Origin of the sequence: Mammaliicoccus sp. F-M27 (assembly GCF_022387115.1) — a bacterium.
In the GTDB taxonomy this organism is placed as follows: domain Bacteria; phylum Bacillota; class Bacilli; order Staphylococcales; family Staphylococcaceae; genus Mammaliicoccus; species Mammaliicoccus vitulinus.
Genome location: NZ_JAJNIE010000001.1, coordinates 296,947 through 320,539 on the forward strand (window position 1 = coordinate 296,947; position 23,593 = coordinate 320,539).

Annotated in this window: 27 protein-coding genes; 22 read left to right on the forward strand and 5 right to left on the reverse strand. The window is 32.3% G+C overall.

From position 1 onward, the window contains the following. Positions 1 to 15 precede the first annotated feature (15 nt). The 9 genes from floA to recO all read left to right on the forward strand — a co-directional run bounded on the left by floA (position 16) and on the right by recO (position 6,221). Positions 16 to 1,011 carry a flotillin-like protein FloA gene (gene floA / locus LQ598_RS01590; RefSeq protein WP_016910864.1) on the forward strand — a complete coding sequence of 332 codons (996 nt, stop codon included), beginning with the start codon at positions 16 to 18 and terminating at the stop codon, positions 1,009 to 1,011. 15 nt (positions 1,012 to 1,026) lie between these two features. Next, complete coding sequence (locus LQ598_RS01595) at positions 1,027 to 1,734, forward strand: hypothetical protein (protein WP_107559157.1); 708 nt, start codon at positions 1,027 to 1,029, stop codon at positions 1,732 to 1,734. Between the two features lie 246 nt (positions 1,735 to 1,980). Next, positions 1,981 to 2,334, forward strand: a complete 354-nt coding sequence (locus tag LQ598_RS01600) for a PH domain-containing protein (protein ID WP_226908851.1) — start codon at positions 1,981 to 1,983, stop codon at positions 2,332 to 2,334. 35 nt (positions 2,335 to 2,369) lie between these two features. Then, entirely contained in the window at positions 2,370 to 3,317 is a 948-nt protein-coding gene (locus LQ598_RS01605; protein WP_016910867.1) for a PhoH family protein, read from the forward strand. A 1-nt stretch (position 3,318) separates the two neighbouring features. After that, complete coding sequence (gene ybeY / locus LQ598_RS01610) at positions 3,319 to 3,780, forward strand: rRNA maturation RNase YbeY (RefSeq protein WP_107537189.1); 462 nt, start codon at positions 3,319 to 3,321, stop codon at positions 3,778 to 3,780. 4 nt (positions 3,781 to 3,784) lie between these two features. Further along, positions 3,785 to 4,129, forward strand: coding sequence for a diacylglycerol kinase family protein (locus LQ598_RS01615; protein WP_213017645.1), 345 nt, complete (start codon positions 3,785 to 3,787; stop codon positions 4,127 to 4,129). 12 nt (positions 4,130 to 4,141) lie between these two features. Further along, entirely contained in the window at positions 4,142 to 4,546 is a 405-nt protein-coding gene (cdd, locus tag LQ598_RS01620; RefSeq protein ID WP_016910870.1) for a cytidine deaminase, read from the forward strand. Beyond that, a complete protein-coding gene (gene era / locus LQ598_RS01625) occupies positions 4,547 to 5,446 on the forward strand; it encodes a GTPase Era (protein ID WP_016910871.1) in 900 nt (299 codons plus the stop codon). A 22-nt stretch (positions 5,447 to 5,468) separates the two neighbouring features. After that, on the forward strand, positions 5,469 to 6,221 hold the full coding sequence (gene recO / locus LQ598_RS01630) for a DNA repair protein RecO (protein ID WP_016910872.1): 753 nt from the start codon (positions 5,469 to 5,471) through the stop codon (positions 6,219 to 6,221). A gap of 55 nt (positions 6,222 to 6,276) precedes the next feature. Here recO and LQ598_RS01635 read toward each other — a convergent pair whose 3' ends face one another. Continuing rightward, a complete protein-coding gene (locus LQ598_RS01635) occupies positions 6,277 to 7,665 on the reverse strand; it encodes a glycine--tRNA ligase (RefSeq protein WP_016910873.1) in 1,389 nt (462 codons plus the stop codon). A 297-nt stretch (positions 7,666 to 7,962) separates the two neighbouring features. Between LQ598_RS01635 and ccpN the strand changes: the two genes are divergently transcribed. The 7 genes from ccpN to LQ598_RS01670 all read left to right on the forward strand — a co-directional run bounded on the left by ccpN (position 7,963) and on the right by LQ598_RS01670 (position 14,612). Further along, positions 7,963 to 8,598, forward strand: coding sequence for a transcriptional regulator CcpN (gene ccpN / locus LQ598_RS01640; protein ID WP_016910874.1), 636 nt, complete (start codon positions 7,963 to 7,965; stop codon positions 8,596 to 8,598). A gap of 14 nt (positions 8,599 to 8,612) precedes the next feature. Continuing rightward, positions 8,613 to 9,428, forward strand: a complete 816-nt coding sequence (locus LQ598_RS01645; RefSeq protein WP_016910875.1) for a pyruvate, water dikinase regulatory protein — start codon at positions 8,613 to 8,615, stop codon at positions 9,426 to 9,428. Positions 9,429 to 9,439: 11 nt separating this feature from the next. Continuing rightward, complete coding sequence (dnaG, locus tag LQ598_RS01650) at positions 9,440 to 11,212, forward strand: DNA primase (RefSeq protein WP_239745126.1); 1,773 nt, start codon at positions 9,440 to 9,442, stop codon at positions 11,210 to 11,212. Between the two features lie 26 nt (positions 11,213 to 11,238). Then, positions 11,239 to 12,348, forward strand: a complete 1,110-nt coding sequence (gene rpoD, locus LQ598_RS01655) for an RNA polymerase sigma factor RpoD (protein ID WP_016910877.1) — start codon at positions 11,239 to 11,241, stop codon at positions 12,346 to 12,348. A gap of 100 nt (positions 12,349 to 12,448) precedes the next feature. Further along, positions 12,449 to 12,802 (forward strand): c-type cytochrome, encoded by a 354-nt coding sequence (locus LQ598_RS01660; protein ID WP_016910878.1) that lies wholly within the window; start codon positions 12,449 to 12,451, stop codon positions 12,800 to 12,802. Between the two features lie 53 nt (positions 12,803 to 12,855). Continuing rightward, positions 12,856 to 13,524, forward strand: coding sequence for a tRNA (adenine(22)-N(1))-methyltransferase (locus tag LQ598_RS01665; protein ID WP_107537162.1), 669 nt, complete (start codon positions 12,856 to 12,858; stop codon positions 13,522 to 13,524). Beyond that, complete coding sequence (locus LQ598_RS01670) at positions 13,521 to 14,612, forward strand: Nif3-like dinuclear metal center hexameric protein (RefSeq protein ID WP_107537160.1); 1,092 nt, start codon at positions 13,521 to 13,523, stop codon at positions 14,610 to 14,612. Before LQ598_RS01665 ends, LQ598_RS01670 begins: the two co-directional genes overlap by 4 nt. 60 nt (positions 14,613 to 14,672) lie before the next feature. Here the strand turns inward: LQ598_RS01670 and LQ598_RS01675 are convergent, their stop codons facing one another. Beyond that, positions 14,673 to 15,641, reverse strand: a complete 969-nt coding sequence (locus tag LQ598_RS01675; protein WP_016910881.1) for a 4-hydroxy-3-methylbut-2-enyl diphosphate reductase — start codon at positions 15,639 to 15,641, stop codon at positions 14,673 to 14,675. 148 nt (positions 15,642 to 15,789) lie between these two features. Here LQ598_RS01675 and LQ598_RS01680 point away from each other — a divergent pair, with 148 nt between their 5' ends. From LQ598_RS01680 to LQ598_RS01700, 5 genes are all read left to right on the forward strand, one after another. Further along, positions 15,790 to 17,124, forward strand: coding sequence for a DEAD/DEAH box helicase (locus LQ598_RS01680; RefSeq protein WP_107537161.1), 1,335 nt, complete (start codon positions 15,790 to 15,792; stop codon positions 17,122 to 17,124). A gap of 9 nt (positions 17,125 to 17,133) precedes the next feature. Beyond that, positions 17,134 to 18,024: a deoxyribonuclease IV gene (locus LQ598_RS01685; protein WP_016910883.1), complete on the forward strand. Its 891-nt coding sequence runs from the start codon at positions 17,134 to 17,136 to the stop codon at positions 18,022 to 18,024. A 111-nt stretch (positions 18,025 to 18,135) separates the two neighbouring features. Next, on the forward strand, positions 18,136 to 18,939 hold the full coding sequence (locus LQ598_RS01690) for a metal ABC transporter ATP-binding protein (protein WP_016910884.1): 804 nt from the start codon (positions 18,136 to 18,138) through the stop codon (positions 18,937 to 18,939). A 27-nt stretch (positions 18,940 to 18,966) separates the two neighbouring features. After that, positions 18,967 to 19,848: a metal ABC transporter permease gene (locus LQ598_RS01695; protein ID WP_016910885.1), complete on the forward strand. Its 882-nt coding sequence runs from the start codon at positions 18,967 to 18,969 to the stop codon at positions 19,846 to 19,848. Then, entirely contained in the window at positions 19,811 to 20,224 is a 414-nt protein-coding gene (locus LQ598_RS01700; RefSeq protein WP_016910886.1) for a Fur family transcriptional regulator, read from the forward strand. The genes LQ598_RS01695 and LQ598_RS01700 overlap by 38 nt, the downstream gene beginning before the upstream one ends. Before the next feature lie 65 nt (positions 20,225 to 20,289). On the opposite strand, the gene LQ598_RS01705 is transcribed toward LQ598_RS01700, so the two are convergent. From LQ598_RS01705 to LQ598_RS01715, 3 genes are all read right to left on the reverse strand, one after another. Continuing rightward, the gene (locus LQ598_RS01705) at positions 20,290 to 20,853 is read right to left on the reverse strand and encodes a 5' nucleotidase, NT5C type (protein WP_107559153.1); all 564 of its coding nucleotides are present in this window, start codon (positions 20,851 to 20,853) and stop codon (positions 20,290 to 20,292) included. Between the two features lie 69 nt (positions 20,854 to 20,922). Next, positions 20,923 to 22,023: a flavodoxin-dependent (E)-4-hydroxy-3-methylbut-2-enyl-diphosphate synthase gene (gene ispG, locus LQ598_RS01710; protein ID WP_016910888.1), complete on the reverse strand. Its 1,101-nt coding sequence runs from the start codon at positions 22,021 to 22,023 to the stop codon at positions 20,923 to 20,925. A 26-nt stretch (positions 22,024 to 22,049) separates the two neighbouring features. Beyond that, positions 22,050 to 22,811: a DUF1189 family protein gene (locus tag LQ598_RS01715; RefSeq protein WP_107557226.1), complete on the reverse strand. Its 762-nt coding sequence runs from the start codon at positions 22,809 to 22,811 to the stop codon at positions 22,050 to 22,052. Between the two features lie 164 nt (positions 22,812 to 22,975). On the opposite strand from LQ598_RS01715, the gene LQ598_RS01720 reads away from it, so the two are divergent. Next, positions 22,976 to 23,578: a superoxide dismutase gene (locus LQ598_RS01720; protein ID WP_016910890.1), complete on the forward strand. Its 603-nt coding sequence runs from the start codon at positions 22,976 to 22,978 to the stop codon at positions 23,576 to 23,578. Positions 23,579 to 23,593 lie beyond the last annotated feature (15 nt).

The window sequence follows — 23,593 nt, forward strand, 5'->3', positions numbered from 1 at the left end:
AGGAGAGAGTTGCATATGTTATCAGGTTTAGTTGCCTTTATAATTATTGCTGTCATTTTAATCGTACTACTTATGATTTTATTCTCATTTGTTCCAGTAGGATTATGGATTTCAGCTATAGCAGCAGGTGTTAAAGTAGGAATTGGTACATTAGTCGGTATGCGTTTAAGACGTGTATCACCTAGACGTGTTATCAATCCGTTGATCAAAGCACATAAAGCTGGTTTAGCGTTAACTACAAATCAATTAGAATCTCATTATTTAGCTGGAGGTAACGTTGATAGAGTAGTAGATGCGATTATTGCTGCACAAAGAGCAGAAATCAATTTAGAATTTGAAAGAGGGGCAGCTATTGATTTAGCTGGACGTGACGTACTAGAAGCAGTACAAATGTCAGTTAACCCTAAAGTGATTGAAACACCATTTATTTCAGGTGTTGCAATGAATGGTATCGAAGTAAAAGCAAAAGCTAGAATTACAGTTAGAGCTAACATCGCGCGTTTAGTTGGTGGTGCTGGTGAAGATACAATCATCGCTCGTGTTGGTGAAGGTATTGTATCTACAATCGGTTCTAGTAAACATCATACTAAAGTACTTGAAAATCCGGATAGTATTTCTCAAACTGTATTGAGTAAAGGATTAGACTCTGGTACAGCATTTGAAATCTTATCAATTGATATAGCTGATGTAGATATCGGTAAAAACATTGGTGCAGATCTTCAAACAGAACAAGCACTTGCAGATAAAAATATTGCACAAGCTAAAGCTGAAGAACGTCGTGCTATGGCTGTAGCAACTGAACAAGAAATGAAAGCAAGAGTACAAGAAATGCGTTCTAAAGTTGTTGAATCAGAAGCAGAAGTACCACTTGCAATGGCAGAAGCACTTAAATCTGGTAATTTAGGTGTAAAAGATTACTACAATTTGAAAAATGTAGAAGCTGATACTGGCATGAGAGAAGCAATTAACAAGAGTACAAAGCCACAAGATTCTAATTCACCGAACCAATAAGAGAGGTGATTTAAAATGGAAATAGGCATTATCATCTTTGTTATTTGGGTAATTTTTAGTGTGGTCAGTGGAATTATTGAAGGTAACTCTAAAAATAAAAAGAAAAATAATAAACAACCCCAAACTAGTCAAAGACAAAATCCAGTAAATAGACAAGCTACAGAAAAAACGAATAAGGCACAACAAGAGTTGAAAGATTTAGTTAATAAATATGAATCTTATAAACAAAAAGCTGAAACGAGTTCATCTGACCGTATGTCTAGCCATTATAAGAATTTAGCTGATCAACTTGCAAGACATCTTAAACAAAATAATATAGACGTTGAAAAGCCTGTAATTAACCAAACTGTTAAAGAGAATAACACTCGTCAATCATCACCTAAACATGAAAATGCTTTTATTAACGAGAGAAAAGAGCAAATTCGTAAAAACAGACCTAAAAATCAAAAAGAAACGATTAAACAACTTTTAGAATTTAGTAATGAAGAGATGAATGCTTTAACAGAGTTGCAAAAAGAAAACATTTCTCAAATCGAAGCTGAAGCGGAACAAATTATAAATAATACTCAGCTTTCAGAAAGAACGAGACGTTCAATGGTTAAACAACTCTATTTGAATAGTAAACATAAGTTTAATGATGAAGCAATAAACGTTGATGAGAATCAAGTTGTTAATGGTATTATTTGGTCAGAAATACTCAAAAGACCAAATGAGTTGAAATAAGCTATATTAACCAGGACCTAATATTTAGGTTCTGGTTTTTTAATTCACAAAAATATCATTTAGACTTACAATATAAGTAGGATTTAAAAAGGTGTGATAAAAATGGTATTTAAGAAGAAGATAAGTGTTTCATCTATTTTTATTTCAATTATATTATTTTTAATAGCTTTAATACCTCTTTTTATTAGCAACAAATACTTAATCATAATAACCTTTATATTGGCTTTTCTTATTATTGTAAATATTATGTTTGAAAGATACACGATCAAAGAACATTTTTTAACGATTAGAAGAGGTTTTTTTAAGAATACTTATAATATTTTTGAAATCGAACAAATTAACATGACGAAATCTATTGAAGGAAATAGTATGTTAGAAATTGTCTCAAAAGGTAAATTAGTAGAAAAGGTTAGTCCGATTGAAGAAAGAGAGTTTATTATTACGCTCATACGTATCAATCCTAAAATCAAATTGAATAACAGTAATAGATTACGTGAATTTGAAAAAGTAACAAATTTATTAACTTCACAAGAAAAATTAAATAATATGCAAAATAAAGTCCATAAGATTGCACGTTATATCAAGGTTTGGTACATTTAAAGTGTTAACAATTCAACTTATAAAGGAGATATTTAATGCCTACATTAATTCAAATCGAGAATATGGATCAAGCTCAAGCGTTATTAGGTAATGGAGATGAGCATATAAAATATATTGAAAATGAGCTCGAGGTGGATGTTTTAACACGAGGACAAGAAATTAGTGTTCGTGGGAGACGTTTAGAAAATGTTGAAAAAGCTGAAAAAGTATTGATGAATTTGTTAAAAGTAATCGAAAGTGGCGCAAGTATAACAATTAATGATGTTCAAGCAGCGGTAAAAATGGCTGATAAAGGTACAATTGACGAACTGATTAATCTATATGACGAAGAAATCACTAAAGATAGTAATGGTAAAATTATAAGAGCTAAAACAATGGGTCAAAGAGTGTATATTAATAACATTAAAAAAAATGACTTAGTATTCGGCATTGGTCCTGCAGGGACAGGGAAGACGTTTTTAGCAGTTGTAATGGCAGCTAGAGCATTGCGTCTCGGACAAGTTAAACGCATCGTATTAACGCGCCCTGCAGTCGAGGCTGGAGAATCATTAGGTTTCTTACCGGGTGACTTAAAAGAAAAGGTTGATCCATACTTAAGACCTTTATATGATGGTCTACATACAGTCTTAGGTACTGAACAAACTGCTCGCTTAATCGAAAGAGGTACAATTGAAATAGCACCTTTAGCATACATGAGAGGTCGAACACTTGATGACGCTTTTGTTATTTTAGACGAAGCACAGAACACGACACATCCACAAATGAAAATGTTCTTAACAAGATTAGGGTTTGGTTCGAAAATGGTCGTTACAGGTGATAGAACACAAATTGATTTACCTAAAGGCGTTAAAAGCGGTTTAATAGAAGCTGATCAAAGATTAAGTGGTGTCAAAGGTATTTCGATGACATATTTAGAACAAACAGATGTTGTCAGACACCCATTAGTAGGTAAAATAATTAATGCATACGAAGAGGAGATTTAATATGCTAACAATGGATTTTATAGATGAACAACAAGTAATTGATGAGGATACTAAAAATCAAATTGAATCGTTACTAACACTTGCTGCTAAGAAGGAAAATATTACTGAAGAAGCAGAACTTTCTATTTCATTTGTCGATGAAGAAGAAATACAAGCGATTAATCGCGATTATAGAAATAAAGATAAAGTGACTGATGTCATTTCATTTTCTCTTGAAGAGGATGAACCTGAGATTGAAGGTTTAGACATTCCGAGAGTATTGGGAGATATTATTATATGCTTGGGCGTTGCTCAAGAACAAGCTCAATCATACAATCATAGTCTCAGTAGAGAATTAGGATTTTTAGCATTACATGGTTTCTTACATCTGTTAGGTTATGATCACATGACTGAAGAAGATGAAAAAGAAATGTTTTCTCGACAAGATGAAATATTAAATGAGTTTGGACTAACGCGTGAATAAATTCTTGAATCGCTTTAAATTTCCTATAGCAGGTTTAGTTACGATTGTAAAAAAAGACCGCAATTTAATATTGCATTTAGTATTTGCTGTTATCGTCATCTTTGTTAGTTTAATATTAAAATTAAATCAGAATGAGTGGCTATGGATTATACTTGCTATATTCAGTGTTTTAATAACTGAAATTATCAATACCTCAATCGAATATGTTGTTGATATGTACACTGACAAGTATAATATACTTGCTAAACACGCTAAAGACACAGCAGCTTTAGCGGTATTGTTATCATCAATCATGGCGGCAATTATCGGGATAATGATATTTTTGCCGAAATTGATAGAGGTATTTTAAGGGGGATGTATTATGGAATTTAAACAAGAGTGGTACGAGGGCGCAAGAGAAGCACAGAAAAGAGCTTACACACCATATTCAAAATTTAATGTTGGTGCATATTTAATAACGAAAGACGGTAAATCGTATTATGGCGCAAATATTGAAAATGCTGCATATCCATCAACAATTTGTGCAGAACGTTCAGCATTAGTTGCTGCAATGTCAGATGGCTATAGACCTGGAGACTTTAAATGTATTACAATAACTGTTGATGCTGATAAACCTTCATCACCATGTGGCACTTGTAGACAAGTCTTAAAGGAACTATGTGATGATGATATGCCCGTTTATTTAACACATCAAAAAGACGAACGAATTGAAACTACTGTTAATGAATTATTACCTTTAGGTTTCTCAGGAAAGGATTTAGAATAAATGAATGAATTTAAATCAGGTTTCATATCTATAATAGGTAGACCTAATGTCGGCAAATCTACTTTTATGAACAAAGTTATCGGTCATAAAGTAGCCATTATGTCAGACAAAGCACAAACGACGAGAAATAAAGTACAAGGTGTTTTAACCACTGATGATGCGCAGATGGTATTTATCGATACACCTGGTATCCATAAGCCTAAACACGCTTTAGGTGATTACATGATGAAAATCGCTAAAAATACATTAAAAGAAGTAGACTTAATTATGTTTATGATTAATGTGGATGAAAGTATTGGTAAAGGTGATGAGTATATCATTGATCTATTAAAAGAAACTAAAACGCCAGTATTTTTAGTTTTAAATAAAATAGATTTAGTACATCCAGATCAATTACTTGTTGAGATTGAAAAATATCAAAAAACTATGGAATTTGCAGAGATTGTTCCAATATCTGCGTTAGAAGGATTAAACATAGAGACACTTTTAGAACAATTTAAAAAATATTTAGAAGAAGGTCCGATGTATTATCCTAAAGACCAAATTTCTGATCATCCTGAACAATTTGTTGTAGCAGAATTGATTAGAGAAAAAGCATTACATTTAACTAACCAAGAAATACCTCATGCGATTGGTGTAAACATCGATAAAATGACTAAAGCTGAAGGCGAAAAAGTACACGTTGAAGCTACAATTTACGTAGAGCGCGACTCTCAAAAAGGTATTGTTATCGGTAAAGGTGGCAAAATGCTTAAAGAAATAGGAAAACGTGCCCGTAGAGATATAGAAATGTTACTCGGTTCAAAAGTTTATTTAGATTTATGGGTAAAAGTTCAAAAAGATTGGCGTAATAAACCTAATTTCATTAAACAAATGGGATATAGGGAAGACGAGTATTAAATAGAATGGAGGCGATGATAAAATGCTTTATAAACAAGAAGGATTTGTCATTCGCTCAGTAGATTATGGTGAAAATAATAAAATCATAACGATTTTAAATGAATATGGTCATAAAGTTCCATTAATGGCACGCGGTGCTAAAAAAACAAGTCATCATTTACAAGGTGCTACACAGCCCTTCGTTCATGGCTTGTTTATTTTTTCTAAATTCAAAGGCATGGGTACTTTATCTTCAGCAGATATTATAAATAGTCATAGAATGATGCAAAGCGATATTTTCAAAAGTGCTTATGGCGCATATTGTATAGAAATAGTCGATAAAGCATTAGAAGAGGAAGAACATGATGTATTCTTCTATGAGCTGCTCTTAGGCGTCTTTCAAGCGGTTGAAAAGGGCGTTGATGCTGACACAATGAGTATGATCGTTGCGTTAAAATGTATGCCTAAATACGGATATGAACCGAGATTTAATGCATGTGTGATAACAGGCGATATGGACCAACAACAATTAAACGCTTATAGTTTTATATATAATGGACCATTAAGCAATCAGGCACTCGCAAATGATGAACATGCTTATCGAATATCTAATCGAGCGTTATATTTCATGAACTTAATGTATCAATTACCGATACAACATTTAAATAGTTTTAAAATAAACGATCCAGTGAAGGTAGAGATTCAAACTTTAATTGATAATATGTATGATGAATATGTCGGAGTTGTATTTAGAACGAAAAAATTACTCAAACAACTTGATAATTTAAAAATATAAAAAAACAGAGCAAAGACTTTATAGTTACTAAGTCTTTGCTCTGTTTTTATTTTATTTAGAATCTGATTTTTTCAGCTAAGAAGCTTTCAACTTCATCGATTGGCATACGCACTTGTTCCATTGTGTCTCTGTCACGTACTGTAACTTGGTTGTCTTCTAATGAATCGAAGTCAAATGTAATACAGTATGGTGTACCAATTTCATCTTGTCTACGGTAACGTTTACCGATTGATTGTGATTCATCAAAATCAATTGCGAATTTTTCGCTTAATTTTTCGTACACTTTAATCGCGTCTGGTGAAAGCTTTTTACTTAAGGGTAAAATAGCTGCTTTATATGGTGCTAACGCAGGGTGGAAGTGTAACACTGTACGTTGTTCTTTTTCACCTTCGTTTTCTTCTTCGTATGCATCACATAAGAATGCTAATGTCACACGATCAGCACCTAATGAAGGTTCGATACAATATGGTATGAACTTTTCACCAGTTTCTTGGTCGTGATATTTGAAGTCTTCACCACTAAATTCACTATGTTGTTTCAAGTCGAAATCTGTTCTTGAAGCGATACCCCATAGTTCACCCCAACCGAATGGGAATTTATATTCGATATCAGTTGTAGCATTAGAGTAGTGACTTAATTCATCTTCGTCATGGTCACGTAATTTAGTATTTTCTTCTTTAATACCTAAATCTTTTAACCATTTTGCAGCATACTCTTTCCAGAAGTTTTGCCATTCGATTTCAGTACCTGGTTTACAGAAGAATTCAAGTTCCATTTGTTCGAATTCTCTCGTTCTGAAAATGAAGTTACCTGGTGTAATTTCGTTTCTGAATGATTTACCGACTTGAGCGATACCAAATGGTAATTTTTTGCGCATTGAACGTTGAACGTTTTTATAGTTTACGAAAATACCTTGTGCAGTTTCAGGGCGTAAGAAAATTTCATTTGTTGAAGATTCTGTAACACCTTGGAATGTTTTGAACATTAAGTTGAATTGACGAATATCAGTCCAGTTTGCTGTACCACTTTCAGGACATGTAATACCTTTATCATCAATAAGTTGTTTCATTTCATCGAAGCTCATGCCATCAGCGATAAAGTGCTCATCGCCTTCAACATTTTGCATATAATCTTCAATTAATTTATCTGCTCTGTAACGAATTTTAGAATCTTTGTTGTCTATCATAGGATCATTAAAGTTAGATAAATGTCCTGAAGCTTCCCATGTTCTTGGATTCATTAAGATTGCAGCATCTAAACCAACATTATACGGAGATTGTTGAACGAATTTTTGCCACCATGCTTTTTTAATATTATTTTTTAATTCAACACCTAGTGGACCGTAATCCCAAGTATTTGCTAAACCACCATAAATTTCACTACCAGGGAATACAAATCCTCTGTGTTTTGCTAACGTTACTACTTTGTCCATATCATTTGCCATAAAAAATTCACTCCTCATTTAAATTAAAAAAGTCCCAAGACATCATTAAATAATGCCTTGGGACGAGTATATAACCCGCGGTTCCACCCAAATTAGTGTAGCCACTCACTTTATATTAAGTTTTATAAGCCAAAACTTTTAATGTTAAGCTTTCACCGTCCTTAACTCGCTTTTAATTTCAAAGTTAATTAAAATATAGCATGGTATGTGAGAGTTATCAAGTAAAATCAAATATTCAAATTGAGCAAAATTTGCGATACATGTTATAATTAATCTAATTGAATTGTGTTTGAAGGGGTGAGAGTTATCGAATTAAATCAAAGACAAGAAAAAATTGTACAAATTGTTAAAAACAATGGACCTATTACAGGTGAAAAAATAGCTGATCGACTAAATTTGACGAGGGCTACGTTAAGACCTGATTTAGCAATTTTAACAATGGCAGGCTATCTAGATGCAAGACCTAGAGTAGGATATTTTTATACTGGAAAATCGAGCACACAATTGTTAAGTGATTCAATTAAGAAAATGACAATTAAAGAATCTATGGCTATACCGGTAGTTATAGAAGAAAGTGTTTCTGTATATGAAGCAATATGTAAGATGTTTTTAGAAGATGTTGGTACATTATTTGTTATTAATAAAGAAGGCTATTTAATAGGTGTTTGTTCAAGAAAAGATTTGTTAAGAGCAGCAATAGGCGGTCAAAGTCTGAAAGAAACACCCGTAAGTATAAACATGAGTCGTATGCCTAACATAACCGTATGTTTAGAAGACGATTTACTAATATATGCTGCGAAACTATTAATAGATAAACAAATAGATGCATTACCTGTAGTTAAAAAATTAAAAGGCGATAAGATGAAAGTAAAAGGTAGAATCACTAAAACTACTATTACTCGAGCATTTGTTTCACTTATTGAAGATGAGTAGGAGGAATACGTTAAATGGAAGAGATAAGAATAATTATAGCATCAGATTCAGTAGGAGAGACGGCCGAACTTGTTACTAAAGCTTGTACTTCTCAGTATAAGACTGAGGGCAATGTATTAGATATTGTGAGATTACCTTATATTGAAAATGAAAATAATATTAATGAAGTGGTTTCATTAGCATTGGAACAAAAATCAATCGTAGTCTATACATTAGTTAAACCTGAAATGAGATTATACTTAAAAGAAAAATTAGAAGAAAATCATATAAAGAATGTAGATATTATGGGTCCGTTGATGAGTATATTGGGCAATGAATTAAATGAATCTCCCCTTAATGAACCAGGTAATATTCATAAACTAGATGAAGACTATTTTAAGAAGATTGAAGCGATAGAATTTGCAGTTAAATATGATGATGGAAGAGATCCTAGAGGTTTACCTAAAGCAGATATCGTTTTAATCGGTGTATCTAGAACTTCTAAGACACCACTTTCTCAATATTTAGCGCATAAACGTTATAAGGTGATGAACGTACCTTTAGTGCCTGAAGTTGCACCACCAGAAGGCTTATTCGATATCGATCCGAAAAAATGCATTGCATTAAAAATCAATCAAAAAAATCTGAATGCGATTAGAAGAGCTAGATTGATTCAGCTAGGTCTCAGCGATGATGCTAACTATGCTAAAGATGATAGAATTGAAGAAGAGTTAAAATACTTTGAAGAAATTGTTGATAAAATTGGATGTCCTGTATTAGATGTTTCAGATAAAGCGATAGAAGAAACAGCTAATGACATTATTAAAATCATTACTCAACAAAACCGTTAAAGGGTGAAATGATGCGTATAGAACAAGAACTAATAAATGAAATCCGTGAGAAAAATGATATTTTAGATGTTGTAAGTGAATATGTGAAGCTAGAAAAAAGAGGGCGTAACTATATAGGGTTATGTCCTTTCCATGATGAAAAGACACCGTCATTTTCAGTTTCAGAAGATAAACAAATATGTCATTGTTTCGGTTGTAAAAAAGGTGGAAATGTTTTTCAATTTATACAAGAAATTAAAGATGTATCATTTGTCGACGCTGTAAGAGAGTTAGGAGACAAAGTAGATATTCACATCGAAAATCAAGAAACTGTAGCAACTGATTCAATGGTTGATGACCATATAAAAATGATCGAAATGCACGAACTGATGGCAAATAATTATCATTATATTTTGAAACATACCGAAGAAGGCGAAGCAGCTTTAAACTATTTAAAATCACGTGGATTTAGCGATGAATTGATAAATGATAGAAAAATAGGATACGCACCTAATCATTCTAAATTTACGCATGACTTTTTAGAAAAGAATGGTTATGATGCTGTACTCGCTTTTGAAGCTGGATTGTTAAGTCGCAATGATGAAACATTTGATTACTTTGATAGATTCAGAGATAGGATAATATTCCCGTTGCTCAATTTCCAAGGAAAAACAGTTGGATTTTCAGGAAGAACTTATACTGATCAATCTCCTAAATACTTGAATAGTCCAGAAACACCAATATTCCAAAAAAGAAAAATGTTATATAACATCGATCGCGCCAGAAAATTTATAAGACAAAATGACGAAGTGATTCTTCTTGAAGGTTTTATGGATGTTATTAAATCTGATGAAGCGGATATTAAACAAGTTGTTGCGACTATGGGAACAGCTTTATCAAAAGAACATATTATTATGGTCAAAAAACTGGCATCAAACGTTACTTTACTGTATGATGGAGATTTCGCAGGTAAAGAAGCTGCTATTAATGTAGGTAAAGAACTACTTAATGAAGGTTTAAATGTTTTTGTTGTGAATTTACCTAAAAAAATGGACCCTGATGACTATATTTCTGAATATGGAAGTGAAGCGTTTAAATCATTTGTAGAAGGGCAAAAACAATCTTATGTTGCGTTCAAAGCTCAACAATTATATTATGCCAACGAAAACAATGATTTAAAACATGGACAACATTTAGAAGAATTAGTCAATGATATCAATCTTATTCGTTCAGAATTTTTAAGAAAAAAAGTATTGCAACAAGTAGCTGATTTGTATAAAGTAGATGTTAACAGTCTAAAAAATCGACTATCGCCAAATATTGTTCAAAATAATGCTGATTATTATGATGTCGTTCCTGAAATGAAGGAAAAAAAACTAGATAAAATCGGTAGAGCAGAACAAGCGTTGTTAAAACATTTTATGAATCATAAACAGTTATTTTTAGAATATCATTCTAGGATTAATCAAGAAGACTTCACTTCATTGAATAATAGAGTGATTTTTTCACGTTTAAATGGGTATTATAAGAATAATGATGTTTTTAACATAAGTGATTTTTCAAGTTACATTGAAGAACATCAAATCATGGAGACAGTTATGTACTTAGATTCATTGCTGATCAATGACGAACCAGAAACTGATGAGATGGAAGATTATATTAGAGTCATTAGTCCTAATGAACAAGAAGAAAATTCAATAGAATATTTAAATGAACAATTGAATAAAGCAATGCAAGCAGGCGATTTCGCACTGCAAAGACAGTATTTGGAACAAATTGTACAATATAATCGGAATAGAATGTAAGAGTTAATAACCCGGGAGGCCTATTCATGTCTGATAAAGAATTAAACAAAATCAATAGCGCTAATAATGAAGCAGTACTTACTGTAGATCAAGTTAAGCATCAATTAATTGAACAAGGTAAAAAAGCAGGACATTTGAGTCACGAAGAAATTGCAGATAAACTGCAAAACTTTGAAATGGATCCAGATCAAATGGATGATTTCTTTGATTTAATCAATGAGAATGAAATCAATTTGATTAATGAAAAAGACTCTACAGATACTAATGACAAATTAAATTTAAATGACTTAAGTGCTCCTCCAGGTGTAAAAATAAATGACCCAGTTAGAATGTACTTAAAAGAAATTGGACGCGTTAATTTATTAACAGCTCAAGAAGAAATAGAATTGGCTAAACGTATCGAAAAAGGTGACGATGTTGCTAAATCACGCCTTGCTGAAGCTAACTTAAGACTTGTAGTCAGTATTGCGAAACGTTATGTAGGTAGAGGTATGTTGTTCTTAGACCTTATTCAAGAAGGTAATATGGGTCTTATTAAAGCAGTAGAAAAATTCGACTTTAATAAAGGTTTCAAATTCTCAACTTATGCGACTTGGTGGATTCGCCAAGCAATAACAAGAGCTATCGCTGACCAAGCACGTACAATCCGTATTCCAGTTCATATGGTTGAAACTATTAATAAATTAATCCGTGTTCAACGTCAATTACTACAGGATTTAGGAAGAGACCCATCTCCTGAAGAAATCGGTGAAGAAATGGATTTAACACCAGAAAAAGTGCGTGAAATTTTAAAAATAGCACAAGAGCCCGTTTCATTAGAAACACCAATTGGTGAAGAAGATGACAGTCATCTAGGCGACTTCATTGAGGACCAAGATGCTCAAAGCCCATCAGATCATGCTGCATATGAATTGTTAAAAGAACAATTAGAAGATGTTTTAGATACATTAACAGATAGAGAAGAAAATGTATTAAGACTTAGATTTGGTCTTGATGATGGCAGAACAAGAACGCTAGAAGAAGTTGGTAAAGTATTCGGCGTGACGAGAGAACGTATTCGTCAAATCGAAGCAAAAGCATTACGCAAGTTAAGACATCCGTCTAGAAGTAAGCGTTTGAAAGATTTTATGGACTAATCATGAAAAGTTTATATTAATCCCAAAAAGCCTTTGACAATGCCTTGTTTTAATATAAAATATAATTGTATGAAGGTTTAACAAAAGGGAGGTTGTATGAATGAATCGTAATCCTGTTATCCCGTTTATTCTGATTTTATTACTCGGTGTGGGATTAATATTCTTCATGTCAGCACATGGTGCTAACAAGGAGGAAGAAAAAGAAGGCGGAGGCGGTGCGAAAACTGAAAAGTTTGACGCAGCTACATTCGCAAAGGACAATTGTACAAGTTGTCATGGACAAAATCTTGAAGGTGGAATGGGACCTAAACTTGCAGGTAGTTCTAAAGATGCAGGTGAAATGAAAAAAATCATTCGTGACGGTAAAGGCTCAATGCCTGCCCATGATGAAGCGACTATTTCAAATAAAGATTTAGACACACTTGTCAAATACTTGAAAGAAGAAGCTAAATAACACAAAAAAATCTTTTGCTATTGCAAAAGATTTTTTTAATGAAAGGAAAAATTATGATTCAAATAAATAAACGTTTAACGAAGGTAAGTGAATATCTCAACCATAATAAATTAGCGGATATTGGATCTGATCATGCTTATTTACCTATATACGCAATTCAAAATGGTTTCATTAATAAAGCGATAGCTGGAGAAGTAGTAAAAGGTCCCTTTTTAGCTGCTCAACATAACACTAAAATATATGGCATGACTGATATTATAGAAGTTAAACTAGGTGACGGCCTAGAAGTTATAGATGACACGATTGATGTCATTACCATTTGTGGAATGGGGGGGCCATTAATAGCTCAAATTATTGATGAAGGACAGCACAAATTATCTCATTACCCAGATTTAGTTTTACAAGCAAATATTCATGCATTACCAATTAGACAAGTATTACAAAAAATTGGTTACCAAATATATGATGAACAATTAATAAAAGATAAAAAGCATATTTATGAAATCATTGTTGCTAAAAAAGGTGAAATGCAATTAGACGAAACAGAAATGAAATTCGGACCTATATTGCTAAAATCTAAAACTGATTTGTTTAAAGAGAAATGGCAAAGGGAATTAGAATCACTAAATAAGATTAGTAAACAATTAGAGAATCATAATGATCATGAAAGATATCATGAAATCAATCAACAAATACTTCATATCAAAGGGGTGCTTAAATGATTATTCAAGAATTATTAAATGTCATCAATAAACACGTTCCATTTTCAAGTAGTGAATCATGGGATAATACAGGGTTATTAATTGGAACAGAAGACAGTGAAGTGTCTGGCGTGTTAACAACTTTAGATTGCACTATGGAAGTTGTAAATGAAGCGATCGATAATGATATGAACACAATTATTGCGCATCATCCGCTTATCTTTAAAGGTGTTCAAAACATAACAGATAAAAGTTACGGTCCAATTATACGTAAGCTCATTCAAAATGATATCAATTTAATCGCGCTTCATACAAATTTAGATGTACATCCTAAAGGCGTAAGTTACATGATCGGCAATCAAATAGGTTTGAAAAATATGTCAGTTCTAGATGAACAACTTGAAACTTATTACAAAGTACAAATTTATGTGCCAGATAAAGATGTAGATATGATGAAGGCTGCATTTGTTAAGCATCATTTAACACAAATAGGAGAGTACAGTGAAGTCTTTTTCCAATCACAAGGAAAAGGCCAATTTAAACCAAGTGAGAACGCAAATCCACATATAGGTAAATCTAATACAATAGAAACAGTATATGAAACAAAATTAGAGTTTAAGGTAGAAGAAAAAGATAAATTATTAGCACAACAACTTATTTATGAAAACCATCCATATGAAGAACCTGTATTTGATTTTATAGAAATTAAGAAAAATGCTGGAATAGGTTTAGGTATAATTGGAGAATTAGAACAAACGCAATCTATTAAGGAATTTGTGGAAAATTATAAAGAAAAACTACAAATACCGGCAGTAAGGTTTATAGGAAATAATAAGGCGACAATAAATAAAATTGCAATTGTAGGTGGTGCAGGTATTGAATACGCACAACTTGCTAAAAGTAAACAAGCAGATTTATTTATAACGGGTGATGTTAAACATCACGAAGCATTGGATGCTATAGCGGATGGTATTAATGTTCTAGATGTTAATCACTATAGTGAATATGTGATGAAAGAAGGCTTGAAGTCTTTATTGGAAGAATGGACACAACAATCTATCAAAGTAAAAGTATCTACAATTAATACAGACCCATATGAATATATGTAACTGCACATAAAAAAAACTGCCGATAAAGTCACTTAAAGTGAACTTGTCGGCAGTTTTTGTTTATTTCATGATTTTTACTGGTTGTGGTTTTTTAATTTTAGGTAATATCTTTTCAATAGGGACATTACTCGTTAAAGCTGAATCTGGTACATTTGTAGGATCATAGTTCTTAATATAATCGATCACTTCTTTAACGATTAGTGTAGGCGTTGATGCGCCAGCTGTTACAGCTACGCTCTCAACATCTTGCAACCATTCTAGCTTTAGTTCGCTCAAGTCAGAAATTCTATAAGCATTCGTATGGGCGATTTCTTTTGAAACTTGTGCTAGCCTATTAGAGTTATTGCTTTTAGGATCACCTACAACAATGAGTAAGTCTGCTTGCTGAGCTTGGTTAGCGACTGCTTCTTGTCTTACTTGTGTTGCTAAACATATTTCTTCATGAACTTCTATATGAGGATATTTAATTTTTAATTCGTCTATTAAATGTTTTACATCCCACTGTGACATCGTCGTTTGATTCGTGACGATGAGCTTTTTATCTTTAATATGTTCTGGTAGTGCTTCAATGTCATCTAATGTTTGGACGAGGTGAACAATATCAGGGGCTACTCCAACTGCGCCTTCTGGTTCAGGATGTCCTTTTTTACCAATATAAATAACATTGTAACCTTTCTCTTTAACTTCTCGTATTAGTTGATGTGTGTTGTCTACATCTGGACAAGTAGCATCTATACAAACAAGACCTTTTTCTTTAGCACGTTTTTTGACTTCAGGTGAAACACCGTGTGCAGTGAAAATTACTGTCCCTTCGTCAATTTGTTCTAAAATTTTTAATCTGTTAGGGCCATCTAAAGTAATGATTCCGTCTGATTCAAACGCATCCGTTACATGTTTATTATGAACAATCATGCCAAGTATATAAATAGGTCTAGGAAGTGATTTGTCTAATGAAGCATTTCTAGCAATTACCATTGCATCAACAACACCGTAACAATAACCTCTTGGGGTAATTTTTATAATTTCCATTAATTGCCCTCCTTATTTATAACCATTATAACAACACTCAAGAATGAATGAAACTAAATAAAAATTCGAAATAATTCTTTAAGCCTATCATAAAGTGCTTATATACTATATAATATATGAAGTGAAAAAGAAACGAGGAGGGTCGCTTATGTCTAAGCATCCGTTTGAACATTTTCAATTAGGAAATGAATTAGTAGAGGCGGTTAAAGATTTAAATTTTAATCAGCCAACAGAAGTACAACGACGTGTAATACCGAAGATTATAAAAGGGTCCAATATAATCGGACAATCTCAGACTGGTACTGGTAAGTCACATGCATTTTTATTACCATTATTCGATAAAATAAATGTTGATATAAAAGAACCGCAAATCATTATTTTAGCGCCTACGAGAGAGTTAGCTAAACAATTATATGATGCCGCATCACATTTAGCACAGTTTAAAAAAGGTGTTAAAGTCAGTTTATATATTGGTGGTACAGATAAATCAAGAGATATTGATAAATCTAAAAACACACCGCAAGTAGTTGTAGGTACACCGAATAGAATTGATGACATGGCTGTAGAAAGAGCATTAGACTTACATTTAGCTAAGTATGTTGTCATTGATGAAGCAGATTTAATGATCGATTTAGGATTCATGCCTAAAGTTGATAGTGTTGCGAGTAGATTAGATGGAAATGCACAAATCTCTGTATTTAGTGCAACGATTCCTAAAGCTTTACATCCGTTCTTAAATAAATATTTAAGTAATCCGGAATTTGTTGAAATTGAAACAGCAACTTCTAACAAAGATAATATTGATTTCTACTTAATACCTACTAAAGGTGAAGAGAAAGAAGCAAAAATCTTAAAAGTTATGAAAGTGATTAATCCTTATTTAGCAATTATATTCGCTAACAGCCGTGATAGAGCTGATGAGTTAGTAGCTCATTTATCAAAAGAAGGATATAAAGTTGGCGTTATCCATGGAGGATTAACACCGAGAGAAAGAACGCAACAAATGAAGCGTGTTAAACAATTAGACTTTGAATTTGTTGTGGCAAGTGATTTAGCATCACGCGGTATTGATATTGAAGGTGTTAGTCATGTGATTAACTATGACTTGCCTAAAGAAATTGATTTCTTTACGCATAGAGTTGGTAGAACAGGTCGTGGAGATTATAAAGGCGTAGCGATTAGTTTATATACACCAGACGAAGATGATCTGATCACACAAATTGAGAAAAACAATTACAAATTTAATCATGTTGATATTAAAAATGGTGAATTCGTAGAAATTAAAGATCGTCAAAATAGAACAAGACGTGTTAAAAAAGAAGACAACATCGAGCAGACACTTAAGCAAAAACTTAAACGAAACAATAAAAATAAAGTTAAACCTGGTTACAAGAAGAAATTTAAACGCGAATTAGAAGACATGAAATTTAAAGAAAAGAAAGCACATTCTAAGAGGACTAAAAAACAAGGCAGAAAAGGATAGGTGTCATATATGTTAATCGGATCACACGTTTCAATGAGTGGTAAGAAGATGTTGCTTCAAGCAGCGGAAGAAGCAGCAAGTTATAATGCTTCAACATTTATGATTTATACTGGTGCACCACAAAACACAAGACGTAAAAGTATTGAAGATTTAAATATTGAAAATGGTCAAGCAGCAATGAAAGAATATGGTTTATCTAACATTGTTGTGCATGCACCGTATATTATCAATATTGCGAATACAACTAAACCTGAAGTTTTTAATTTAGGTGTTGAATTTTTACAATCTGAAATTGAACGTACTGAAGCTTTAGGTGCTAAAGATATAGTACTTCATCCAGGTGCTCACGTTGGTGCTGGCGAAGAAAAAGGTATTAAAAAAATTATTGAAGGCTTAAATGAAGTCTTAACGAATAATAACGATGTTCGTATAGCTCTAGAAACAATGGCAGGTAAAGGCTCTGAATGTGGTAAAACATTCGAAGAACTTGCGCAAATCATTGATGGTGTAGACCATAACGAACGATTATCTGTTTGTTTTGATACTTGTCATGTAAATGATGCTGGTTATAACGTTAAAGAAGACTTTGATGGTGTGTTAAATGAATTTGATAAAATCGTAGGTATAGATAGAATAAAAGTACTTCACGTAAACGATAGTAAAAACCCACAAGGTGCAAGAAAAGATAGACATGAGAACATAGGTTTTGGCTCAATAGGATATGATGCCCTGCATTATATTGTAAATCATGAAGCGTTTAATGATGTTCCTAAAATATTAGAAACACCTTATGTAGGCGATGATAAAAAGAATAAAAAACCACCATATAAATACGAAATAGAAATGATTAAAAATGGAACATTCGATCCAGACTTAAAAGATAAAATTTTTAATCAATAAATAATCATTAAGGAATGCTAAATATTTAGCATTCCTTTTTCTATTCGTAAACATTACTATTTACATTGAACAATTTTCGTTGTATAGTATTCTATTGACGAGGTGATGAACATGGAAAAAGAAGCACCAATTTTTGAATTAAAAGATATCAGTTATAGCTATCCAAATAAGTTAGCACTTAGCCACATTAATATACAAATTTATAAAGGTGATTTTCTAGCAATTGTAGGACCGAATGGTTCAGGAAAATCAACATTACTTAAATTAATCCTTGGACTGTTACCTTTGCAAAAAGGTGATATATTCATTAGCGGTAAAAAAATCAATCAATATAAATCTTGGGAAAAAATTAGTTACGTTTCTCAGAAATCAAATGCATTTAGCTCAGGATTCCCTGCTACAGTTAAAGAAGTTGTAATGAGTGGGTTAACTAAAAATAAAAGCTTATTTAAATGGTTTAATAAAGACGACGCTGCACAAGTAGATGAAATATTAGACAGACTCAATATAAGCGAACTTAAAAATGAAAATATAGCGCAATTATCAGGTGGTCAACAACAGAGAACATTTATAGCAAGAGCGCTAATCTCTAAACCGAGTATTTTAATACTAGATGAACCTACAGTAGGTATAGATGCAAGACATGTATCAGAATTTTATCAATTACTTACACAATTAAAACAAGAAGGCATTACAATCATTCTTGTAACACATGACATCGGAGTCGTTGCAGATACAGCAAGTAAAGTTGCATGTTTAAACCAACATATACACTTCCATGGAACAAGTGAATCGTTTAAATCGTTAGATGAAGTTTCAATATCTAAAATTTATGGACATCCAGTGCAATTTGTTGATCACCAACATAATCGTGATTGCTGTGTAAACGAGCAAGTGGAAGAACTTGCGAAATGATGGTCAAAGTGAAGGAGTTTTTAAATAATGATTGATGCGTTTTTAAATTTTGATTTTATAAGATATTCATTTATAAGTGGTGTCTTAGTTGGTTTTATCGCACCTTTAATAGGCGCGTTTATTGTAGTTAGAAGGTTATCGCTTATTGCAGATGCTTTAAGTCATGTTACTTTAGGTGGCATATCAATGGGATTATTCTTAATGAGTGTTAGCCCATTATTTGCTTCAATTAATCCGATATGGTTTGGGATTATATTTTCAATAGCAGGTGCCTTACTTATTGAACAGTTGAGAACCGAGTATAAGCATTATCAAGAAATTGCGATTCCCATTATTATGAGTGGCGGTATTGGTGTTAGTGTTATCTTTATATCGCTAGCAAATGGTTTTAATCAAGATTTATTTGGTTATTTATTCGGCTCTATAAGTGCAGTGAATTTAAGTGATTTATTTACGATTATTGTGATTACAGTGATCGTATTAATATTTGTCATGTTACTATATAAATCTCTTTTCGTATTGTCATTTGATGAAGAATATTCTAAAGTAATCGGCATGCCGAAATGGATTCAATTATTATTTATCGTCATTGTTGCATTGGTTATTTCAGCATCAATGAGAGTTGTAGGAATATTGCTCGTAAGCAGTTTAATGACATTGCCAGTTGCTACAAGTATGAGACTTGCAAAAGGATTTAAACAATTAATCGCATTAAGTATATTGTTCGGTGAAATATCCGTCGTTGCTGGTCTAATACTTTCCTTCTATTTGAATATTTCACCAGGAGGTATTATAGTAGGATTATTGATTGTAGAATTACTTGCAAGTATTGCCTACAGCAAAGTATTGATTAAAAAAGGAGGCTATCATCTTGAAAGTAGAAGAAGCCATTCAAATATTGAAGAATGATGGTCATAAGTATACAAATAAACGCCGTGACATTATTTCTTTATTCGTTAACGAAGATAAATATATAACAGCAAAATATATACAAGAAGCTTTAAAAGATGATTACGCAGGTTTGTCATTCGATACAATTTATCGTAATTTATACTTATTTAAAGATTTAAATATAATTGAAAGTACTGAAATTGATGGTGAAATGAAATTTCGTATAGCATGTCAAAGTCATCACCATCATCATTTTATATGTGAATCATGTGGAACAACAAAAGTTATTGATTACTGTCCAATGGATTCAATAAAACAACAATTACCAAATGTAGAAATAGCAGCACATAAACTAGAAGTATATGGTAAGTGTGAGAAGTGTAAAACAGTATAATAAAAAAGAGCAGCAATTCAATTTAAACAATGAATTGCTGCTCTTTTTATGTCTGAACTTTGTTTTTATAAACGATTAAGTAATGGTGATACTTCGTGCCAAGTTTTTATTCTATAAATACCTGGTTGAAGCTCTTTTTGGTTATATGGTGTATCGAATAAAAAGACAGGTATGTTGAGATGATGGTTGATATCTTCAGCATTATCTAATTTATCTTCGAAAAATACGTCTATATTTTGTTTCTTTGTAACTTCTAATTTATTATGACTACCTGTTAATGTAATTTGATCAAATGGTATATTATGCATATTGAACCATTCTTTCGTTATATCTTCTAAATGACTATGTCTTGCACTTATATAACATAGTTCATAATCATTTTTAAGCTGGTTTAAAATATCTTTTGCGCCTTCTGCAACTGGAGAGTTTTGATAAATATGAGATTCATTATTTTTAAACCAATTGAGCATGACTTCTTCTTCGCAGTTTAATACATTCGCTAAATTATACTCTGTTATATCTTCATATTTTAATTGTTGATTAAAGTCTTTTTGTAAATAGGGTACAAATGTTTTAGGACATGTTACAGTCCCGTCAATATCTATACCTAGTCTTGGCTTTTGGTTCATAAAAAATCACCTTTATATGTTATTTAATGAAAGGCACAATAATTAGTAATTATTGTGCCTTTTTATATTTTATGCTTTTTGAGTTGTTATATTTTGTTCCATCTCTAAAGCGAGCTTATCAATTTCTTTCTTTAATTCATCTACCATTGTTTCTTCTGGTACTTTGCGAACAGTTTTACCTTTCATAAATAAAAGGCCTTCTCCTCGTGCGCCTGCAATACCTATATCCGCTTCTCTTGCTTCTCCTGGACCATTTACTGCACATCCAAGAACTGCTACTTTCAACGGCACTTGAAGATTAGAAATGTACTCTTCAACTTCATTAGCAATAGATATTAAATCAATTTCAATTCTACCGCAAGTAGGGCAAGCAATCAATGTAGCAGCGTTACTAGCTAAACCGAATGCTTTAAGCAATGATTTTGCGACTTTAACTTCTTCAACGGGATCGGCCGATAAAGAAATACGGCATGTATTACCTATACCTAAACTTAGAATGGCTCCTAAGCCTGCTGAAGATTTAACTGTACCGTTAAACAACGTACCACTTTCTGTTATACCGAGATGTAATGGATAATTAAAAGCTTGCGCTGCTTTCGTATAAGCTTCTATCGCGAGATTAACATCACTTGCTTTCATTGAAACAATAATATCATGAAAATCTAAATCTTCTAGTATTTTAATATGATGTAATGCACTCTCTACCATACCATCTGCAGTAGGGTAACCATATTTTTTTATGATATGTTTTTCTAATGAGCCGGCATTTACACCAATTCTAATAGGAATACCTTTTTCTTTACACGCTTTAACAACCGCTTCGACTTTTTCACGTCTACCGATATTTCCTGGATTAATTCGAATCTTATCTGCGCCATTTTCAATAGCAATTAAAGCGAGCTTATAGTTAAAATGAATATCTACAACTAAAGGAATATTTATTTGAGCTTTAATGTCTTTAATTGCATATGCATCTTCTTCATTTGGACAAGCAACACGAACTATTTGGCAACCTGCTTCTTCTAAGCGTTTAATTTCAGCTACTGTCGCTTTGACATCATGTGTTTTTGTAGTCGTCATACTTTGGATAATGACTTCATCTGAACCGCCAATCGTTAAGTTCCCAACTTTAACAGGTCTAGTGTTAGTACGATGAATGATTTCTGACATGATAAGACTCCTTTGTTTATATTTGCTTATAATTTTACATTAGCATGTTTCTTTCCGTTTGGTAAGTTAAATGCCATTACGAGAATACCAATAATAATTATACACCATGAAACAAACATTAATAAAGTATTCGACGCAACTATTCCTAATAATAGGACTAAAGTCGGAAGTGTTATGACAAATGTCATCATTTTAAACCATGTCATATAACGTGATTTTTTTCGGATTAAAATGCTGAATAAATGACCAGCTAACGACAATATACTTATTTTTAAAGATAGACTTATAAATTGGATGAACAAAAGAAATAAAACAATCATGCTTAAATAGAAGTACTTTGAATCATTAATCGTATCAATAAATCGAATTAAATCATCTTGATCAGTGACAACAGTCGATAATGAGCCATAACTGATTTCTGTATAATCATTGTAATTAGATATTTCAATATGGTCAGGCTTAAATACGACGAGATGATTATCCTTCATATTAAATTGAGGAGATTCAGTGAAGACAATCGATTGTGTATCGTTTAACTTGATTGTTTTATTAGATGATAAAATCATTTTGTTGTTGTCTATTTTAAATTTAGGTATTTCATCTACTTCATTATCTACAAGGGTAGATAAGTTTTGCGTGATTTGTATGTATTGAACTGTATTAGGAAGTATTAAAATGAAACTTAATAATAATATATGTAGAAAGATGTATCTTAACTTTGTTATTCTGAACATTGGATATTTGCTAGGGCGCTTGAATAGCCTTTTTAGTTCCTTTGCGTACTGCATAATTTCACCTCTTCTTGTTTCAATAATAATGATAAAAAAACAGAGTTGCAAGGCGATAAATAAGAAAATTAATTTTTTTGAATATTATTTAAACAAATTGTTTGTTATAAAACTTTAATCTTGATAAGATAAGTATGTAAAACAAATGAGGAGGATGATTTTTTATGGCTTTTGAATTACCAAAATTACCATATGCGTATGACGCATTAGAACCACACATCGATAAAGAAACTATGGAGATTCACCATACGAAACACCATAACACTTATGTAACAAAATTAAATGACGCAGTTAAAGGTACAGATTTAGAAAGTAAATCTATTGAAGATATCATTAAAAATTTAAATTCTGTTCCTGAAAATATTCGTACTGCAGTTCAAAACAATGGTGGCGGACATTATAACCACTCATTATTCTGGGAACTATTAACACCAAATGCTTCTGAACCTTCAGGAGAAGTTGTGGATGCAATTAGTTCTACATTCGGTTCATTAGACAAATTCAAAGAGGAATTTGCAGCTGCAGCAGCTGGCCGTTTCGGTTCAGGTTGGGCATGGTTAGTTGTAGATAACGGTGAATTAGCGATCGTTTCAACTCCAAACCAAGATAACCCTATTTCAGAAGGTAAACTTCCAGTATTAGGCTTAGATGTTTGGGAACATGCTTACTACTTAAACTATCAAAATAGACGTCCAGATTACATTAATGCATTCTGGAATGTTGTAAATTGGGATAAAGTAAACGAATTATATCAAGCAGCAAAATAATTCGTCTTTTGATTT

What these genes read in the sequence shown, in the direction of transcription:
- floA (WP_016910864.1), top strand. Translation starts at nt 16, where the DNA reads ATGTTATCAGGTTTAGTTGCCTTTATAATTATTGCTGTCATTTTAATC.
- LQ598_RS01595 (WP_107559157.1), top strand. Translation starts at nt 1,027, where the DNA reads ATGGAAATAGGCATTATCATCTTTGTTATTTGGGTAATTTTTAGTGTG.
- LQ598_RS01600 (WP_226908851.1), top strand. Translation starts at nt 1,981, where the DNA reads ATGTTTGAAAGATACACGATCAAAGAACATTTTTTAACGATTAGAAGA.
- LQ598_RS01605 (WP_016910867.1), top strand. Translation starts at nt 2,370, where the DNA reads ATGCCTACATTAATTCAAATCGAGAATATGGATCAAGCTCAAGCGTTA.
- ybeY (WP_107537189.1), top strand. Translation starts at nt 3,319, where the DNA reads ATGCTAACAATGGATTTTATAGATGAACAACAAGTAATTGATGAGGAT.
- cdd (WP_016910870.1), top strand. Translation starts at nt 4,142, where the DNA reads ATGGAATTTAAACAAGAGTGGTACGAGGGCGCAAGAGAAGCACAGAAA.
- era (WP_016910871.1), top strand. Translation starts at nt 4,547, where the DNA reads ATGAATGAATTTAAATCAGGTTTCATATCTATAATAGGTAGACCTAAT.
- recO (WP_016910872.1), top strand. Translation starts at nt 5,469, where the DNA reads ATGCTTTATAAACAAGAAGGATTTGTCATTCGCTCAGTAGATTATGGT.
- LQ598_RS01635 (WP_016910873.1), bottom strand. Translation starts at nt 7,665, where the DNA reads ATGGCAAATGATATGGACAAAGTAGTAACGTTAGCAAAACACAGAGGA.
- LQ598_RS01645 (WP_016910875.1), top strand. Translation starts at nt 8,613, where the DNA reads ATGGAAGAGATAAGAATAATTATAGCATCAGATTCAGTAGGAGAGACG.
- dnaG (WP_239745126.1), top strand. Translation starts at nt 9,440, where the DNA reads ATGCGTATAGAACAAGAACTAATAAATGAAATCCGTGAGAAAAATGAT.
- rpoD (WP_016910877.1), top strand. Translation starts at nt 11,239, where the DNA reads ATGTCTGATAAAGAATTAAACAAAATCAATAGCGCTAATAATGAAGCA.
- LQ598_RS01660 (WP_016910878.1), top strand. Translation starts at nt 12,449, where the DNA reads ATGAATCGTAATCCTGTTATCCCGTTTATTCTGATTTTATTACTCGGT.
- LQ598_RS01665 (WP_107537162.1), top strand. Translation starts at nt 12,856, where the DNA reads ATGATTCAAATAAATAAACGTTTAACGAAGGTAAGTGAATATCTCAAC.
- LQ598_RS01670 (WP_107537160.1), top strand. Translation starts at nt 13,521, where the DNA reads ATGATTATTCAAGAATTATTAAATGTCATCAATAAACACGTTCCATTT.
- LQ598_RS01675 (WP_016910881.1), bottom strand. Translation starts at nt 15,641, where the DNA reads ATGGAAATTATAAAAATTACCCCAAGAGGTTATTGTTACGGTGTTGTT.
- LQ598_RS01680 (WP_107537161.1), top strand. Translation starts at nt 15,790, where the DNA reads ATGTCTAAGCATCCGTTTGAACATTTTCAATTAGGAAATGAATTAGTA.
- LQ598_RS01685 (WP_016910883.1), top strand. Translation starts at nt 17,134, where the DNA reads ATGTTAATCGGATCACACGTTTCAATGAGTGGTAAGAAGATGTTGCTT.
- LQ598_RS01690 (WP_016910884.1), top strand. Translation starts at nt 18,136, where the DNA reads ATGGAAAAAGAAGCACCAATTTTTGAATTAAAAGATATCAGTTATAGC.
- LQ598_RS01695 (WP_016910885.1), top strand. Translation starts at nt 18,967, where the DNA reads ATGATTGATGCGTTTTTAAATTTTGATTTTATAAGATATTCATTTATA.
- LQ598_RS01705 (WP_107559153.1), bottom strand. Translation starts at nt 20,853, where the DNA reads ATGAACCAAAAGCCAAGACTAGGTATAGATATTGACGGGACTGTAACA.
- ispG (WP_016910888.1), bottom strand. Translation starts at nt 22,023, where the DNA reads ATGTCAGAAATCATTCATCGTACTAACACTAGACCTGTTAAAGTTGGG.
- LQ598_RS01715 (WP_107557226.1), bottom strand. Translation starts at nt 22,811, where the DNA reads ATGCAGTACGCAAAGGAACTAAAAAGGCTATTCAAGCGCCCTAGCAAA.
- LQ598_RS01720 (WP_016910890.1), top strand. Translation starts at nt 22,976, where the DNA reads ATGGCTTTTGAATTACCAAAATTACCATATGCGTATGACGCATTAGAA.